The sequence below is a fragment of the Streptomyces sp. PR69 genome (genome assembly GCF_026420845.1).
Lineage (GTDB): Bacteria > Actinomycetota > Actinomycetes > Streptomycetales > Streptomycetaceae > Streptomyces.
Genome location: NZ_JAOWCB010000001.1, coordinates 133506 through 147976 on the forward strand (window position 1 = coordinate 133506; position 14471 = coordinate 147976).

General features: G+C 71.6%; 11 protein-coding genes. 5 read left to right on the forward strand and 6 right to left on the reverse strand.

Features of this window, described 5'->3' with window-relative positions:
- Positions 1-14 precede the first annotated feature (14 nt).
- Together OF819_RS00585 and OF819_RS00590 are read right to left on the reverse strand one after the other, a co-directional pair.
- Positions 15-713 (reverse strand): hypothetical protein, encoded by a 699-nt coding sequence (locus OF819_RS00585; protein WP_267241250.1) that lies wholly within the window; start codon positions 711-713, stop codon positions 15-17.
- A gap of 51 nt (positions 714-764) precedes the next feature.
- Positions 765-2096, reverse strand: a complete 1332-nt coding sequence (locus OF819_RS00590; protein WP_267241251.1) for a DUF2252 domain-containing protein — start codon at positions 2094-2096, stop codon at positions 765-767.
- Between the two features lie 223 nt (positions 2097-2319).
- Here OF819_RS00590 and dnaE point away from each other — a divergent pair, with 223 nt between their 5' ends.
- On the forward strand, positions 2320-5886 hold the full coding sequence (gene dnaE / locus OF819_RS00595) for a DNA polymerase III subunit alpha (protein ID WP_267241467.1): 3567 nt from the start codon (positions 2320-2322) through the stop codon (positions 5884-5886).
- 70 nt (positions 5887-5956) lie between these two features.
- On the opposite strand, the gene OF819_RS00600 is transcribed toward dnaE, so the two are convergent.
- On the reverse strand, positions 5957-6133 hold the full coding sequence (locus OF819_RS00600; RefSeq protein WP_267241252.1) for a hypothetical protein: 177 nt from the start codon (positions 6131-6133) through the stop codon (positions 5957-5959).
- Between the two features lie 267 nt (positions 6134-6400).
- On the opposite strand from OF819_RS00600, the gene OF819_RS00605 reads away from it, so the two are divergent.
- The 4 genes from OF819_RS00605 (at position 6401) to OF819_RS00620 (ending at position 10363) form a co-directional block, all read left to right on the forward strand.
- Positions 6401-7720 carry an NYN domain-containing protein gene (locus OF819_RS00605; protein WP_267241253.1) on the forward strand — a complete coding sequence of 440 codons (1320 nt, stop codon included), beginning with the start codon at positions 6401-6403 and terminating at the stop codon, positions 7718-7720.
- Between the two features lie 37 nt (positions 7721-7757).
- Positions 7758-8729: an ABC transporter ATP-binding protein gene (locus tag OF819_RS00610; protein ID WP_267241468.1), complete on the forward strand. Its 972-nt coding sequence runs from the start codon at positions 7758-7760 to the stop codon at positions 8727-8729.
- Positions 8726-9553 (forward strand): ABC transporter permease, encoded by an 828-nt coding sequence (locus tag OF819_RS00615; RefSeq protein WP_267241254.1) that lies wholly within the window; start codon positions 8726-8728, stop codon positions 9551-9553. Before OF819_RS00610 ends, OF819_RS00615 begins: the two co-directional genes overlap by 4 nt.
- 135 nt (positions 9554-9688) lie before the next feature.
- The gene (locus tag OF819_RS00620) at positions 9689-10363 is read left to right on the forward strand and encodes an ABC transporter permease (protein ID WP_267241255.1); all 675 of its coding nucleotides are present in this window, start codon (positions 9689-9691) and stop codon (positions 10361-10363) included.
- 973 nt (positions 10364-11336) lie between these two features.
- Here the strand turns inward: OF819_RS00620 and ybaK are convergent.
- From ybaK to OF819_RS00635, 3 genes are all read right to left on the reverse strand, one after another.
- A complete protein-coding gene (gene ybaK, locus OF819_RS00625; RefSeq protein WP_267241256.1) occupies positions 11337-11873 on the reverse strand; it encodes a Cys-tRNA(Pro) deacylase in 537 nt (178 codons plus the stop codon).
- Between the two features lie 17 nt (positions 11874-11890).
- Positions 11891-12628, reverse strand: coding sequence for an LON peptidase substrate-binding domain-containing protein (locus OF819_RS00630; RefSeq protein WP_267241257.1), 738 nt, complete (start codon positions 12626-12628; stop codon positions 11891-11893).
- A gap of 238 nt (positions 12629-12866) precedes the next feature.
- Positions 12867-14459: an oxidoreductase gene (locus OF819_RS00635; RefSeq protein ID WP_267241469.1), complete on the reverse strand. Its 1593-nt coding sequence runs from the start codon at positions 14457-14459 to the stop codon at positions 12867-12869.
- Between the last annotated feature and the right edge of the window lie 12 nt (positions 14460-14471).

The following is a 14471-nucleotide window of genomic DNA, read 5'->3' on the forward strand; positions in this document are numbered from 1 at the left end:
CGGACGCCGGGGCGTCAGCCGCCGACCGCGACGACGGCGCGCGGCGGTCCCCTCCGTCCCACGGAGTGCACCAGGGCGCGAGCACGGCACACCGGCGGCTCGCCCCGGTGCGTAGGGACCGCCCGGCGTACGGACGCCAGCAGCGAGGCGGCGCCCATCGCGGCGACCGCGCACAGCAGCGGGCGGAACGCGAGCACGCCCGCCGCCCGGACCAGCGCGGCCAGCGCCGCCTCGCCGCGCCGCAGCCAGGCCGCCGCCAGCAGCCCGACCGAGACATGGGCGGCGAGCAGCAGCCAGGGCAGCGCGGGGTCAGCGGAGTGCAGCAGTTCGGCCGCGCGCCGGTCGGCGGCCGCCACCGCGGGCAGCGCTGTGCCCATGTCCCCGCCGCCGCACAGCACATCGAAGCCGACCGCGCGCAGCGAACCGGCGACGGGCCCGCCGGCCGGGCCGTAGCAGACATGCTGGCCGGCGGTGAACACCGTGTCCGCCGCCAGCTCCAGCGGCACCAGCAGCCCCGCGATCCGCCAGAAGCCGCGCTCCCGGCCGAAGAGCGCGAAGGCCGCCAGGAACACACAGGCCGAGACGAGGGCGAGCGTCCCGAGCGGCAGCGGAACACCGGAGAGCAGCACATGGGAGGCCGCGGACAGCGTCACGGTCACCGCCGTGAAAACCGCTGCCCGCACCCCTCTGAGCTGCGCCCCTGCTATGTCCATCGCCGGTGAGTCTGCCATGCCCGCGGATAAGCGGTCTCTAAGGATCCGGCCTTACTGCAGACCCGGAATCCTTCCGTTACGGAACAGGTCCACAAAGATCTGGTGGTCCGCACGTGCCCGTGCGCCGTAGCCATGGGCGAAGTCGACCAGCAGCTCGCCGAAGCCGTCCTCGTCGGCCGCGACCGCCGCGTCGATCGCGCGCTCCGTGGAGAACGGCACCAGCGAGTGCCCGCTCTCGTCGTCCGCCGCCGCGTGCATGGCCGCCGCGGCCCGGCCGAGGTCGGCCACGGTCGCGGCGATCTCGGCCGGGTCGTCGATGTCCGACCAGTCCAGATCCACGGCGTACGGAGAGACCTCGGCGACCAGCTGGCCGCAGCCGTCCAGCTCCGTCCAGCCCAGCCATGGGTCGGCGTGTGCCTGGAGCGCCCGCTGCGAGATCACCGTGCGATGGCCCTCGTGCTGGAAGTACTCGCGCACCGCGGGATCGCCGACATGGCGGGAGACCGCGGGGGTCTGCGCCCGCTTCATATAGATCACCACATCGTTCTCCAGGGCGTCGCTGTTGCCCTCAAGCAGGATGTTGTACGACGGCAGGCCCGCGGACCCTATGCCCACCCCGCGCCGCCCCACCACGTCCTTGACCCGGTAGGAGTCGGGGCGGGCGAGACTGGACTCCGGAAGCGTCTCCAGATAGCCGTCGAAGGCCGCCAGCACCTTGTAGCGCGTGGCCGCGTCCAGCTCGACCGCCGAGCCGCCCGGCGCGAAACGCCGCTCGAACTCGCGGATCTCGGTCATCGAGTCGAGCAGGGAGAACCGGGTCAGCGAGCGGGCCTCGCGCAGCGCCTTCAGCAGCGGGCCGTCGGCGTTGTCCAGGGTGAAGGGCGCCAGCTCGGCGTCCTTGGTCCCGTAGGCCAGCGCATGGATGCGCTCCCGGTAGGCGGCGGCGCAGATCCGCACCAGCTCCGTGATCGTCTCGTCGCTGAGCGCCTTGGTGTAGCCGATCAGCGCCAGCGAGGCGGCGAGGCGCTGCAGATCCCAGGTGAAGGGGCCCACATAGGCCTCGTCGAAGTCATTGACGTTGAAGACCAGCCGGCCGCCCGCGTCCATATAAGTGCCGAAGTTCTCCGCGTGCAGATCGCCGTGGATCCACACCCGCGAGGTGCGGTCGTCCAGATACGGTCCGCTGTCCCGCCCCTCCCGCTGGAGGTCCGTGTAGAAGAGACAGGCGGCGCCCCGGTAGAAGGCGAAGGCCGAGGCCGCCATCTTCCGGAACTTGACGCGGAAGGCGGCCGGGTCGGCGGCGAGCAGCTCGCCGAAGGCGGTGTCGAAGACGGCGAGTATCTCCTCGCCGCGTGCTTCGGCCGGGGTTTGGTGGACCGACATCGCTGGGTGCCTCCCGGAGGGTGACATAGAGGGGTGACATAGGGGACAGCTGTTCCGCCCTCCCCAACGCCCGAGCGCCATCCGGAGTGCCCGCCCGCCGCACGGCCGCCACCCCTCGTCGGGACGCCTCGCGTCGTCGTATTGCCTTCGGATGTCAGTGGTGCGACGTAGACTTCAGCGCTGTCCCCCGTTGAGTGACAGCAGCCCGCCATCGACCGTTTTGCTGGAGGCCCCCGCCGTGGCAGCACCGTCCGACAAGCCCCCGTTCACGCACCTCCATGTGCACACCCAGTACTCGCTGCTGGACGGTGCGGCGCGGCTCAAGGACATGTTCAATGCCTGCAATGAAATGGGCATGACGCATATCGCCATGACCGACCATGGCAACCTCCACGGCGCGTACGACTTCTTCCACCAGGCCCAGAAGGCCGGTGTGACGCCGATCATCGGCATCGAGGCCTATGTCGCCCCCGAGTCCCGGCGCACCAAGCGCAAGATCCAGTGGGGCCAGCCGCACCAGAAGCGGGACGACGTCTCCGGTTCCGGCGGCTACACCCACAAGACGATCTGGGCGGCGAACAAGACCGGGCTGCACAATCTCTTCCGGCTCTCCTCCGACGCCTATGCGGAGGGCTGGCTGCAGAAGTGGCCGCGCATGGACAAGGAGACCATCGCCCAGTGGTCGGAGGGGCTGATCGCCTCCACCGGCTGCCCCTCGGGAGAGCTGCAGACCAGGCTGCGCCTCGGCCAGTTCGACGAAGCTCTCAAGGCCGCCTCCGAGTACCAGGACATCTTCGGCAAGGACCGGTACTTCCTGGAGCTGATGGACCACGGCATCGAGATCGAGCGCCGCGTCCGCGACGGGCTGCTGGAGGTCGGCAAGAAGCTCGGCATCCCGCCCCTCGTCACCAATGACTCGCACTACACCTATGCGCACGAGGCGTCCGCGCACGACGCGCTGCTGTGCATCCAGACGGGGAAGAACCTCTCCGACCCCGACCGCTTCAGGTTCGACGGCACCGGCTACTACCTGAAGTCCACCGACGAGATGTACGCCGTCGACTCCTCCGACGCCTGGCAGGAGGGCTGCCGCAACACCCTGCTCGTCGCCGAGCAGATCGACACCACGGGCTGGTTCGAGAAGCGGGACCTGATGCCCAAGTTCGATGTGCCCGAGGGCTACACCGAGGTCACCTGGTTCCAGGAGGAGGTCCGCCGCGGCATGGCCCGCCGCTTCCCCGGCGGCATCCCCGAGGACCGGCAGAAGCAGGCCGACTACGAGATGGACGTCATCATCCAGATGGGGTTCCCGGGCTACTTCCTCGTCGTCGCGGACTTCATCATGTGGGCCAAGCGCAACGGCATCGCGGTGGGCCCCGGCCGGGGCTCCGCGGCGGGCTCGATCGTCGCCTACGCCATGGGCATCACCGACCTCGACCCGATCGAACACGGGCTGATCTTCGAGCGGTTCCTCAACCCCGAGCGCATCTCGATGCCCGATGTCGACATCGACTTCGACGAGCGCCGGCGCGTCGAGGTGATCAGGTATGTGACGGAGAAATACGGCGCCGACAAGGTCGCCATGATCGGCACCTACGGCACCATCAAGGCGAAGAACGCCATCAAGGACTCCGCCCGTGTCCTGGGCTATCCGTACGCCATGGGCGACCGCATCACCAAGGCCATGCCCGCCGACGTCCTCGGCAAGGGCATCGACCTCAACGGCATCACCGACCCCTCCCACCCCCGTTACTCGGAGGCCGGAGAGGTCCGGGGGATGTATGAGAACGAGCCGGATGTGAAGAAGGTCATCGACACCGCCAAGGGCGTCGAGGGCCTGGTGCGGCAGATGGGCGTGCACGCAGCCGGCGTGATCATGTCCAGCGAGACGATCACCGACCATGTCCCGGTCTGGGTCAGGCACACCGACCAGGTCACCATCACCCAGTGGGACTACCCCAGCTGTGAGTCGCTGGGCCTGCTGAAGATGGACTTCCTGGGCCTGCGCAACCTCACCATCATGGACGACGCCGTCAAGATGGTGGAGGCCAACAAGGGCATCAAGCTGGAGCTCCTCGAAGTACCGCTGGACGACCCCAAGACCTATGAGCTGCTGTGCCGCGGCGACACGCTCGGCGTCTTCCAGTTCGACGGCGGGCCGATGCGCTCGCTGCTGCGGCTGATGAAGCCCGACAACTTCGAGGACATCTCCGCCGTCTCGGCCCTGTATCGCCCCGGCCCGATGGGAATGAACTCCCATACGAACTACGCCCTGCGCAAGAACGGCCAGCAGGAGATCACCCCGATCCACCCGGAGCTGGAGGAGCCTCTCAAGGAGGTCCTCGGCCTGACCTACGGCCTGATCGTCTACCAGGAGCAGGTGCAGAAGGCCGCCCAGATCATCGCCGGGTACTCGCTCGGCGAAGCCGACATCCTCCGCCGGGTGATGGGCAAGAAGAAGCCCGAGGAGCTGGCGAAGAACTTCTCCATCTTCCAGGCCGGCGCCCGCAAGAACGGCTACAGCGACGAGGCCATCCAGGCGCTGTGGGATGTGCTGGTCCCCTTCGCCGGATACGCGTTCAACAAGGCCCACTCCTCCGCGTACGGACTGGTCACCTACTGGACCGCCTATCTCAAGGCGAACCACCCCGCCGAATACATGGCGGCGCTGCTCACCTCGGTCAAGGACGACAAGGACAAGTCGGCGGTCTACCTCAACGAGTGCCGCCGCATGGGCATCAAGGTGCTCCCGCCCAATGTCAACGAGTCCGAGTCGAACTTCGCCGCCCAGGGCGACGACGTCATCCTCTTCGGCCTCTCCGCCGTGCGGAACGTCGGCGCCAACGTGGTGGAATCGATCATCCGCTGCCGCAAGTCCAAGGGGAAGTACGCCTCCTTCCCGGACTTCCTCGACAAGGTCGAGGCGGTGGTGTGCAACAAGCGGACCATCGAGTCGCTGATCAAGGCTGGCGCGTTCGACGAGATGGGCCACACCCGCAAGGGGCTCGTCGCCCACCATGAGCCGATGATCGACAATGTCGTCGCGGTCAAGCGCAAGGAGGCCGAGGGCCAGTTCGACCTCTTCGGCGGCATGGGCGACGAGGACAGCAAGGAGCCCGGCTTCGGCCTTGACGTGGAGTTCTCCGACGTCGAGTGGGACAAGTCGTATCTCCTCGCCCAGGAGCGGGAGATGCTCGGACTCTATGTCTCCGACCATCCGCTCTTCGGCATCGAACATGTCCTCGCCGACAAGACGGACGCCGCGATCTCCCAGCTGACCGGCGGAGAGCATGCCGACGGCGCGGTCGTCACCATCGGCGGCATCATCTCCGGCCTCCAGCGCAAGATGACCAAGCAGGGCAACGCCTGGGCGATCGCCACCGTCGAGGATCTGGCGGGCTCCATCGAGTGCATGTTCTTCCCCGCCACCTACCAGCTGGTGTCCACCCAGCTCGTCGAGGACACGGTCGTCTTCGTCAAGGGCCGGCTCGACAAGCGCGAGGACGTGCCGCGGCTGGTGGCGATGGAGCTGATGGTCCCTGATCTGTCCCAGGCGGGGAGCAACGCCCCCGTCGTGGTGACCATCCCCACCGTGAAGGTCACCCCGCCGATGGTCAGCCGCCTCGGTGAGATCCTCAGCCACCACAAGGGCAACACCGAGGTGCGGATCAAGCTCCAGGGGCCGCGCAAGACCACCGTGCTCCGGCTCGACCGGCACCGGGTGCAGCCGGATCCGGCCCTCTTCGGCGATCTCAAGGTGCTGCTCGGCCCCTCCTGTCTGGCCGGGTAGCGGCAGCTGACAGCCGCGTACGCAAGGGGCGCGCCCATCATCATGGGCGCGCCCCTTGCGCATGCGGCCGTCAGTTGTGGCCGAAGCGCTTCTCCCGGTGCTTCCGGGCGACGTCTGAGGGGTTCGCCTCGACGGCCGACTTGGCCTGGGCCTCCATCGACGACTGCTGCGCCTGCTGCTGACCTCGCTCCGCCTGCGACGCCTGAGTCGAACGCTGGGGCTGTTTCTTGTTCTTGTTCTTGGCCATGGTGCTGCCTCCTGGGAGTTTTCGGGGCCAGGGCCGCGACCAGATTCACATACGTACTGAACCACTGCATTTTGGATCATTACTGGCTGTAACGGACGGGCAGAGAGGGCTGGAATCCCTCGATCCGCCACGCCGATGATCGAGTTCCGGCCGTTAACCCTCCCGAGGTCGGGCAGACTCGAAGGAAACCCGGAACAATCCCCGGTCCGGACCTTCATCCGGAACCTCTCCGCTCCCTTAAGTCCCCGAAAGAGTTCCCGAAAGAGGGTGGATCGCGTGGACCGCTGCGTCGTCCTGGTGGACGCCGGATATCTGCTGGGCGCCGCCGCGAGCCTGCTCGCCGGGGAACCGGCGCGTTCCCGGATCACCGTCGACCACACCGCCCTCATCCAGGGTCTGCGCGATCTCGCCGAAACCGATACGGAACGCCCGTTGCTGCGCATCTACTGGTTCGACGGCGCGCCCGACCGGGTGCCGCAGCCCGAACACCGCAGGCTGCGCGTGATGCCGAGGGTCACCGTCCGGCTCGGCGCCCTCACCCGCAGCGACGGCCGCTGGGCGCAGAAGGGCGTGGACGCCGCCATGCACGCGGAACTCACCGAGCTGGCCCGCAACCGCGCCTGCTCGGACGTAGTGCTGGTGACCGGGGACGGCGATCTGCTGCCCGGCCTGATGTCCGCCAAGGAACACGGCGTCGCCGTCCACCTGTGGGCCGTGCAGGCGGCCGACGGCGACTACAACCAGTCCGAGGACCTGGTCGCCGAGGCCGATGAGCGGCGGGTGCTGGACCGCGCGTGGATCACCCGCGCCGTACGGGCCAAGGAGCTCACCGGAGTCTGCGCGCCCCCGCCCGCCACCCGCCCCGAGATCGCCGCCATCCTCTCCGCCCCCCTTCCCGAATCCGCCCTCGCCGCCTCGCAGGAACGGGCCTCCGACGCCGCGCGCAACGGCTCGCACGCCGACCGCGCACCGGCCGACGGCGGCGCGCCCGCGTCCGCTCCCACGACGCCCGCCGCCTCCAAGGGCGTCCCCACCCCCAAGGACCTGGCCGGGCTGCGCGGCCCCGGACAGCAGCCCGCCGCCGCGAGCGCGACCGGCGCCACCCTGCGCTGGTCCTCCGACAAGGGCTGGGTCGAACGGCCCGGCGGCGGCGCCCTCGGCGAACCCCCGGAGTCCGCCTCGCTGCCCACCCTCGCCCAGCTCACCAGCGCCGAGCAGCGCTGGGCCGACCGCGAGGAGGACATCACCACCGTCAGCGGCGACCCCTTCGAGGTCGGGCAGGTCTTCGCCCGGCGCTGGATGGAGCGCCTCCCGGACGCCCCGGAACCCGGCCAGTCCGGGCCCTCCGGACAACACGGCCAGCCGGCCCAGACCGGTCAGTCGAGCCATGTGCAGACCCTCTCCGCGATGTACCCGCGCATCCCGCACCGCATCGACGGCGAACTGCTCCGCTACGCGGCTCGCTTCGGGCTGCTCGCCCACAAGGACGACCAGATCGACGAGCACGACCGCTATGCGATCCGGGCCGGATTCTGGCGCGAGATCGATGTGCGGGCGGCCGCGGAGCACGCCCCGGCGGGGGAGTGACCCCGGTGACCCCTTAGGCTCATCCCTCGTGAGTACGGTGTGCGTGGTGCGGGATCTGGTGAAGACGTACCCCGCCGCGCGCGGCAGAAGGGGCACGCCCGGCACCCCCGAAGTGCGGGCCACCGACGGCATCAGCCTCGATGTGAAGCGCGGGGAGATCTTCGGCCTGCTCGGCCCCAACGGCGCCGGCAAGTCCACCCTCGTACGGCAGCTGACCGGACTGATGCGCCCGGACTCCGGCAGCGTCGAGATCCTCGGCCACGATCTCGTACGCCACCCGGAGCGCGCCGCACGGCTCATCGGCTATCTGGGACAGCAGTCCACGGCGCTCGACGAGCTGACCGTCTCCCTCGCCGCCGAGACCACCGGCCGGCTGCGCGGGCTCGGCGCCCGCGAGGCCCGCGCGGAGCGCGACGCCGTCCTCGGCGAACTGGGCCTGACGGAGCTGGCCGGACGGCCCCTGCGGAAACTGTCCGGCGGACAGCGGAGGCTGGCCTGTGTGGCCGCCGCGCTGGTGGGGGAGCGGCCGCTGCTGGTGCTGGACGAACCCACCACCGGAATGGACCCCGTCGCCCGGCGTGCCGTCTGGGCCGCCGTCGACCGGCGGCGCGCCGAACGCGGCGCGACCGTCCTGCTCGTCACCCACAACGTCATCGAGGCCGAGACCGTGCTCGACCGGGTCGCCGTGCTGGACAGCGGCCGGGTCATCGCCTGCGACACCCCCGCCGGGCTCAAGGAAGAGATCGCGGGCGAGGTACGGGTGGAGCTGGTGTGGCGCGAGCGAGCCCCCCTGGACGTGCCCGAAGTCGCCGCGCTGCACGAGTCGGCCCAGGCATCGGGCCGCCGCTGGGTGCTCAGACTCGCACCCGACGAGGCGCGGGCCGCCGTGGCGGCGGTCACCGGAGGCGCGGCGTTCGCCGCCCTCGACGACTTCACCCTGGCGACGCCCAGCCTGGAAGATGTGTACCTCGCCCTCGGCGGACGTACGGAAGGACTGGTGAAGGCGTGAGCGTCGTACCCGCCGAGGCGGTGACCGGGCGACGGACGGCCGGCGGGCGTGCCGCCGCGCCCGCGGACGCCGCGCCGCTCGCGCCGCGGGCCCGGCTGCTGCCGGCGCTCGGCGCGGTCTACCGGGCCCAGCTCTCGCGGGCGCGCGTCGCCCGGATCCCGCTGCTCTTCGTCGCGACCTTCCAGTCCGTCGGGATCATGGTCCTGATGCGCGGAGTCGTCGACGGGGGCGACGAGGCGCGGGCGGTGGTGGCGGGCTCCAGCGTGCTCGTCGTCGCGTTCGTCGCGCTGAATCTGCTCGCCCAGTACTTCGGCCAGCTGCGGGCCAGCGGCGGCCTCGACCACTACGCCACCCTCCCGGTGCCGCCGGCGGCCGTGGTGCTCGGCGCGGCCGGGGCGTACGCCTCCTTCACCGTGCCCGGCACCGTCGTCACGGCAGTGGCGGGCAGCGTGCTGTTCCAGCTGCCGCTGACCCATCTGTGGGTGCTCGCCGCGGTGATCCCGCTCGCGGGCGCGGCGCTCGCCGGTCTGGGCGCGGCGCTCGGGCTGCTCGCGCCACGGCAGGAACTCGCCACGCTCCTCGGCCAGCTGGGCATGTCCGCGGCGCTGCTGCTGGGCGTGCTGCCGGCGGACCGGCTGCCCGGACCGATCTCGTACGCACGCGATCTGCTGCCCTCGACCTACGGGGTGGAGGCGCTCGCCAGGACCTTCGACGCACGGCCCGACTGGGGCAGCGTGGCGGTGGATCTCACCGTGTGCGCGGTGGTGGGCATGGTGTCGCTGACCGTGGCGACCTGGGCGTACCGGCGGGCGGCGGTGCGGTGAGGCCGCGCGGTCGGCCGGTGAGGCGCGGCCGGGTGGTGGGGGGCCGTGCGGACGCAGGCCCGTGCGGCGCGGTCGGCCGGTGCGGCGGGGTCGGCCGGTGAGGCGCGTCACCGCCTCGTTTGGCACGATGGCCAGGTGACTGCACCGCTGACACCTCCTCACCGGCCGACCCCCGACGACGCCGACCCCTGGCCTGCGCCGCCGGAGCCGTCCGCTGCCCTGATCATGGCCGATATGGACAAGGACGACGAGGACACGGATGTGCGGGCCGACCTGCGGGACGCGGGGATCGTGCTGGCGGCGGTGACGCTCGCGGGTGTGGGCCTGGGGTTGCTGTGGCTCTGGCTGGCGCCGAGGGTGCAACTGGTCGCGCGCGACGGAAGCGTCTTCCTCGTCGATACGGAGGGCGAGGCCGCGGTGGGCGCGGACGGCGCCTTCGTGCTCCTGGCGCTGGGCTTCGGCGCGGTGAGCGCGGCCGGCGTCTTCTGGTTCCGCAGACGCGGCGGCGTGCTGCTGGTCGCCGCGCTGGCACTGGGCGGCGTCTTCGCGTCGCTGCTGGCGTGGGGCGTGGGCACCTGGCTCGGCCCGTCGCGCGATGTGGCCGAGCGGGCGCGGGAGGTCGGGGACGGCGTCCCCTTCGACGCGTTTCTGGAGCTTCACGCGTGGGGGGCGCTGCTGGCGTGGCCGGTCGCCGCGATGGTCGTCCACCTGGCCCTCACGGCGCTCTTCGGGCCGCGTGACCCGGAGCCGGAGTGGCCTCCGTACCACCCTTCCGAGCCGCGGGACGGGGACGACGAGGGGCGGGCGTGAGGCCTTTGGGCCGGCGGGTGTGCCCTTCCCCCACCCCTCCCCTTCCCGTAACTGGGGGCTCCGCCCCCAGACCCCTTCGCGCCGCCCCTTGTACGGCCTGGTGCGCGACCGGCGATGTTCGCCCGTCAAGGAGCGTCGTCCGGCGCTGGGGGCGCCCCCGCGCCCGAAGGGCTGCCGGGGGAGACCACAAGGCGGCCGGAAGCCCTCGAAGCGGAGCTGCTCGGGCTCTTGGCCAACGCACCGTGGCAGGGCCTGGGGGAGTGCGTGCAGGGGGGCGTGACAGGGCAAAGCCTGCCGGGAGGGGGCGCTAGGGCCGGGGTCCGTTCCCAGCCGCCCGGCGGCCAGCTGCCAGCACTGCTGGGGCACCTCTGGGGGTACCTCCGGACAGAGTCCGGGGAAGGCAGCTGGGCGCGAGGGCTGCACATCCCAGCCGCGCTGGTGTTTGGGGTGCGGGGGCCGGAAATCCAGCCGTGCTGGTGTTTGGGGGCGCAAGGGGCCGGAAGTCCAGCCGTGCTGGTGTTTGGGGCGTGGGGGTGGGATCTCAGGCCGCGCTGGTGTTTGGGGCGTGGGGGCCGGAAGTCCAGCCGCGCTGGTGTTTGGGGCGCAAGGGGCCGGAAATCCAGCCGCGCCGGCGATTGAGGCGCAAGGGCCAGAAATCAAGCCCCTCCGGCGATTGAGGAGCGGGGGTCCGGGGGCGGAGCCCCCGCACGGGGTCCGGGGCGGAGCCCCGGGGGGTGGCGGGACCGCTGCCGCGCAGGGGGTTCACGCGGGGGCCATCCTCGGCTAAGCCCATAGGGACGCTGCTCCAGGACGGGAGGTCCGCCCCATGTCCAAACGCACCCGCAAGCGCAAATGGCGCACCCGCCGGCACCGCGCCAACCACGGCCGCCGCCCGGCATAGCATCCGGTCACCCGCCCCCGGCGGGGCCGGGCCTCGCACAGCCGGGTCCCGGCCCCCTCGGGGGCGGCCGGTTCAGAGGCGGTGGCCGCGGGCGATGGGCGCCAGCACCGCTTTCGTCAACGTCGCCAGATCCCCCGGCGCCAGCTCTGCCTCCAGGCCCCTGCGGCCCGCCGAGACGCAGATCGTGGGGTGGGCGGAGGCCGAGGAGTCCAGGACCGTGGGGAGGCTCTTCCGCTGGCCCAGGGGGGAGATGCCGCCGCGTACATAGCCCGTGGTGCGCTCCGCCGCCGCGGGGTCCGCCATGGTCGCCCGCTTGCCGCCCGCCGCCGCGGCCAGCGCTTTGAGGTCCAGCTGTCCGGCCACCGGCACCACCGCCACGGTCAGCTCGCCGTCGACGTCCGCCACCAGGGTCTTGAACACCCGCTCCGGCGGGACGCCGAGCGCCTCGGCGGCCTCCTCGCCGTACGAGGCCGTCGCCGGGTCGTGGTCGTACGCGTGCAGCGTGAAGTCGACGCCCGCCGCCGCCAGCGCGACCGTCGCGGGCGTTCCTCCGCCGCTCTTGACGCCGCCGCCCTTGCCTCCGCCCCGGCCGGACTTCTTCTTGCTCATGAACGCACGGTCTCCCGTCAGTTGGGGCTGGTCGGCGCCCTGGTCAGTTCCACTGCCGGCAGTGAGGGCAGATGCCGGATCACCGCGGTCTCCGACCGCAGCAGCTTCAGCTCCTCCCGCAGCCGGGTCGCCGTGTCCGGCGCCTGGAGCAGCCGCTGCTTCGACGGGGTGTCCAGCACCGCGGCCGCCGCCACCAGATAGGAGACGACCGACGGCTCGTCGGGCAGTTCGCCCGTCGACAGCGACCGCTCCCGCGCCCCCGCCAGCCGCTTCTGATAGCTGCGGAAGGCGCGCAGCACGCCTTCGGCGAGCGTGCCCGCGCCGTCTCCCGGCTCTTCCGGCAGCTCTTCGAGCTCCGCGGTCAGGAACGGCCCGGAGGCGTCCACCGACAGCAGCTTGACCCGTGTCGTCCCCGTGGCCAGCACTTCGAAGGTGCCGTCGGGGCGCTCGCGGATCGTCGCCGCGTCGGCGATGCACCCGACCCGGTGGAAGGCCTGGATGGGATCCGGGCCGAAGCCCGCCGCAGGGCCCCGCTCGGGCAGCGCGGTCTGGTCGGGCAGTCCGGGCGCCGTCGGCGCGACCTCGCGGCCGTCGCGGATGGCGACCACGGCGAAGCGCCTCGGCTCGGACTCGTCCGTCTTCAGCAGCTCGCGCATCATGGCGCGATACCGCTCCTCGAAGACGTTCAACGGCAGGACGAGTCCCGGGAACAGCACCGTGTTCAGCGGGAACAGGGGCAGACGTGCGACAGTCACAACGGCGTAGCCTAATGGGCGGCCGGGCATGTCCGTCCGGCTATTGCCGCAGCTCGGCCTTCTGCCGCGCCCGCCCGGCGCCGCGCGGCACGGGAGGTACGCCCGCCGGGACGCGTCCTGCCCGGCCCGCACGCGTCCTGCCCGGCCCGGCCCGCACGCCCCGCCCCGCCACGCGTCCCGCACGCCCCGCTCCGCCACGCGTCCCGCCCCGCCCCGACCCAGCCCCGCGCGCGGCTCCTCAGCCGCGGCGCAGCAGCCGGGAGGCCCCCGCCGCCACCGTCGTCGCCAGGATCCAGCCGACCAGGATCAGCGCGGTGGAGGCCCACTGCCAGTGGGTGTCGAGCTGCCAGTACCCCTCCTGGCCGAGATTGATCACCGGGAGGAGCAGATCAAGCGCGTACAGCGCGGCGTTCCACCGCGGGTGCTCATCCAGCTGGATCGGCGCGGGGTCCAGCCGGGAGAAGGCCATCGCGCCCGCCGCCCACAGCACCGCCATCCACAGCGCCGCCCGGCCCGGCCGGTAGCCGTACGCCACCGTCCAGTCCTGCAGATATCCCCAGAGCTTCGCGGCGAGCGGCAGCGTCTCCCGGCGGCGGCGCTGCTTGGCCAGCAGCACCTCCCGCGCATCGGCGTCCTCGCCGCTGTTGCGCAGCACCGTCGCCAGCCGCTCATACGGCTCGGGGGAGTACTCGGGAGTCGCGGAGGCCACCCACTCCAGACGGCGGCTGAGCGGGAACTCCTCGTACGGGACGAGGTTCTCGTAGACGAAGCCGCCCATCGCCAGCCCGCCGGGGCCCGGCCAGCTCGCCGCCAGGTCGATCAGGGTCACCACCTTGGCGCCGTTGAGCACCACCCGCCCCTCCTCCGGCCGCTGCGCATTGAACCGCAGCTCGGGGGTGACGATCCGGCGCAGCGACAGCTCCTCGCGGGGGCTGAGCGCGAATCTCGCCCGGTACAGATCCACCGCGTCGCCGAACCGGCCGTCGTCGAGCCGCACCCCGCCGTGGCACTCGAAGGGCTGGAGCCGGGTGCCCCGCGAGGCGCGGCCGAGGCCGAACGGGGGCGTCGCGCCCTGGTTGCCGGTGACCTCGCTGACCCAGGCGGCCGTCAGATACAGGGTGCGCCCCACCGACAGCTGCGGCGCGTTCAGCGCGCGCCGCTCCGCCGCCGCGCGCAGCCGGCTGCCGCGCAGGCTCAGCGACACGCCGATCGTCGCGCCGCGCAGGCTGACCTCCCCGTATGTCTCGATCAGCTCGGCCTGTAAGTCCTGTGCGACCGACAGGCCGTCCGCGGCGATCGCCCGGCCCCTGCGGTCCGGCCGCACCTGGATCTGGTTGAGCAGCAGATCGGTGCCTATCTGGGCGTCGGTGAGCCGGATGCCGTGCTCGACACGGCAGCGCGGCAGATGCAGATCGCCCTCCGTGCGCAGCCGGGCGCCCTCCAGACGGGGAATCGCACAGCCGACCATGCGCACCGTCGTGAAATGCGCCTCCGGCATGAGCAGCTCGCTCTCGAAGCGGCAGCCGGTCAGCTCGACATACGGGGTGACGTTGCCGCCGGCGAGCTTGAGCGTGCCGGAGATGTTCGCCCCCCGGAGCTTGAGGGCGGCGACCCGGCCGGGCTTCGCCGACGGGCCGCTGAGCAGCAGCCGGGCCACGACGGAGGCGCGGACGCTTCGGTCGGCCCCCCACGGCCAGGGGGAGAAGGGGTCGTTGCGCACCGGATCGGATTCGCTCAGATCGCAGGTGCTACCGCTTCTGAAGGCTTCCCACATCCGCAGCTCGGTCGGGCTCAGCCCCTCCGGCGGCCCGTCGTCCAGCGGCTCGGTCACTGCCGCCCCTCC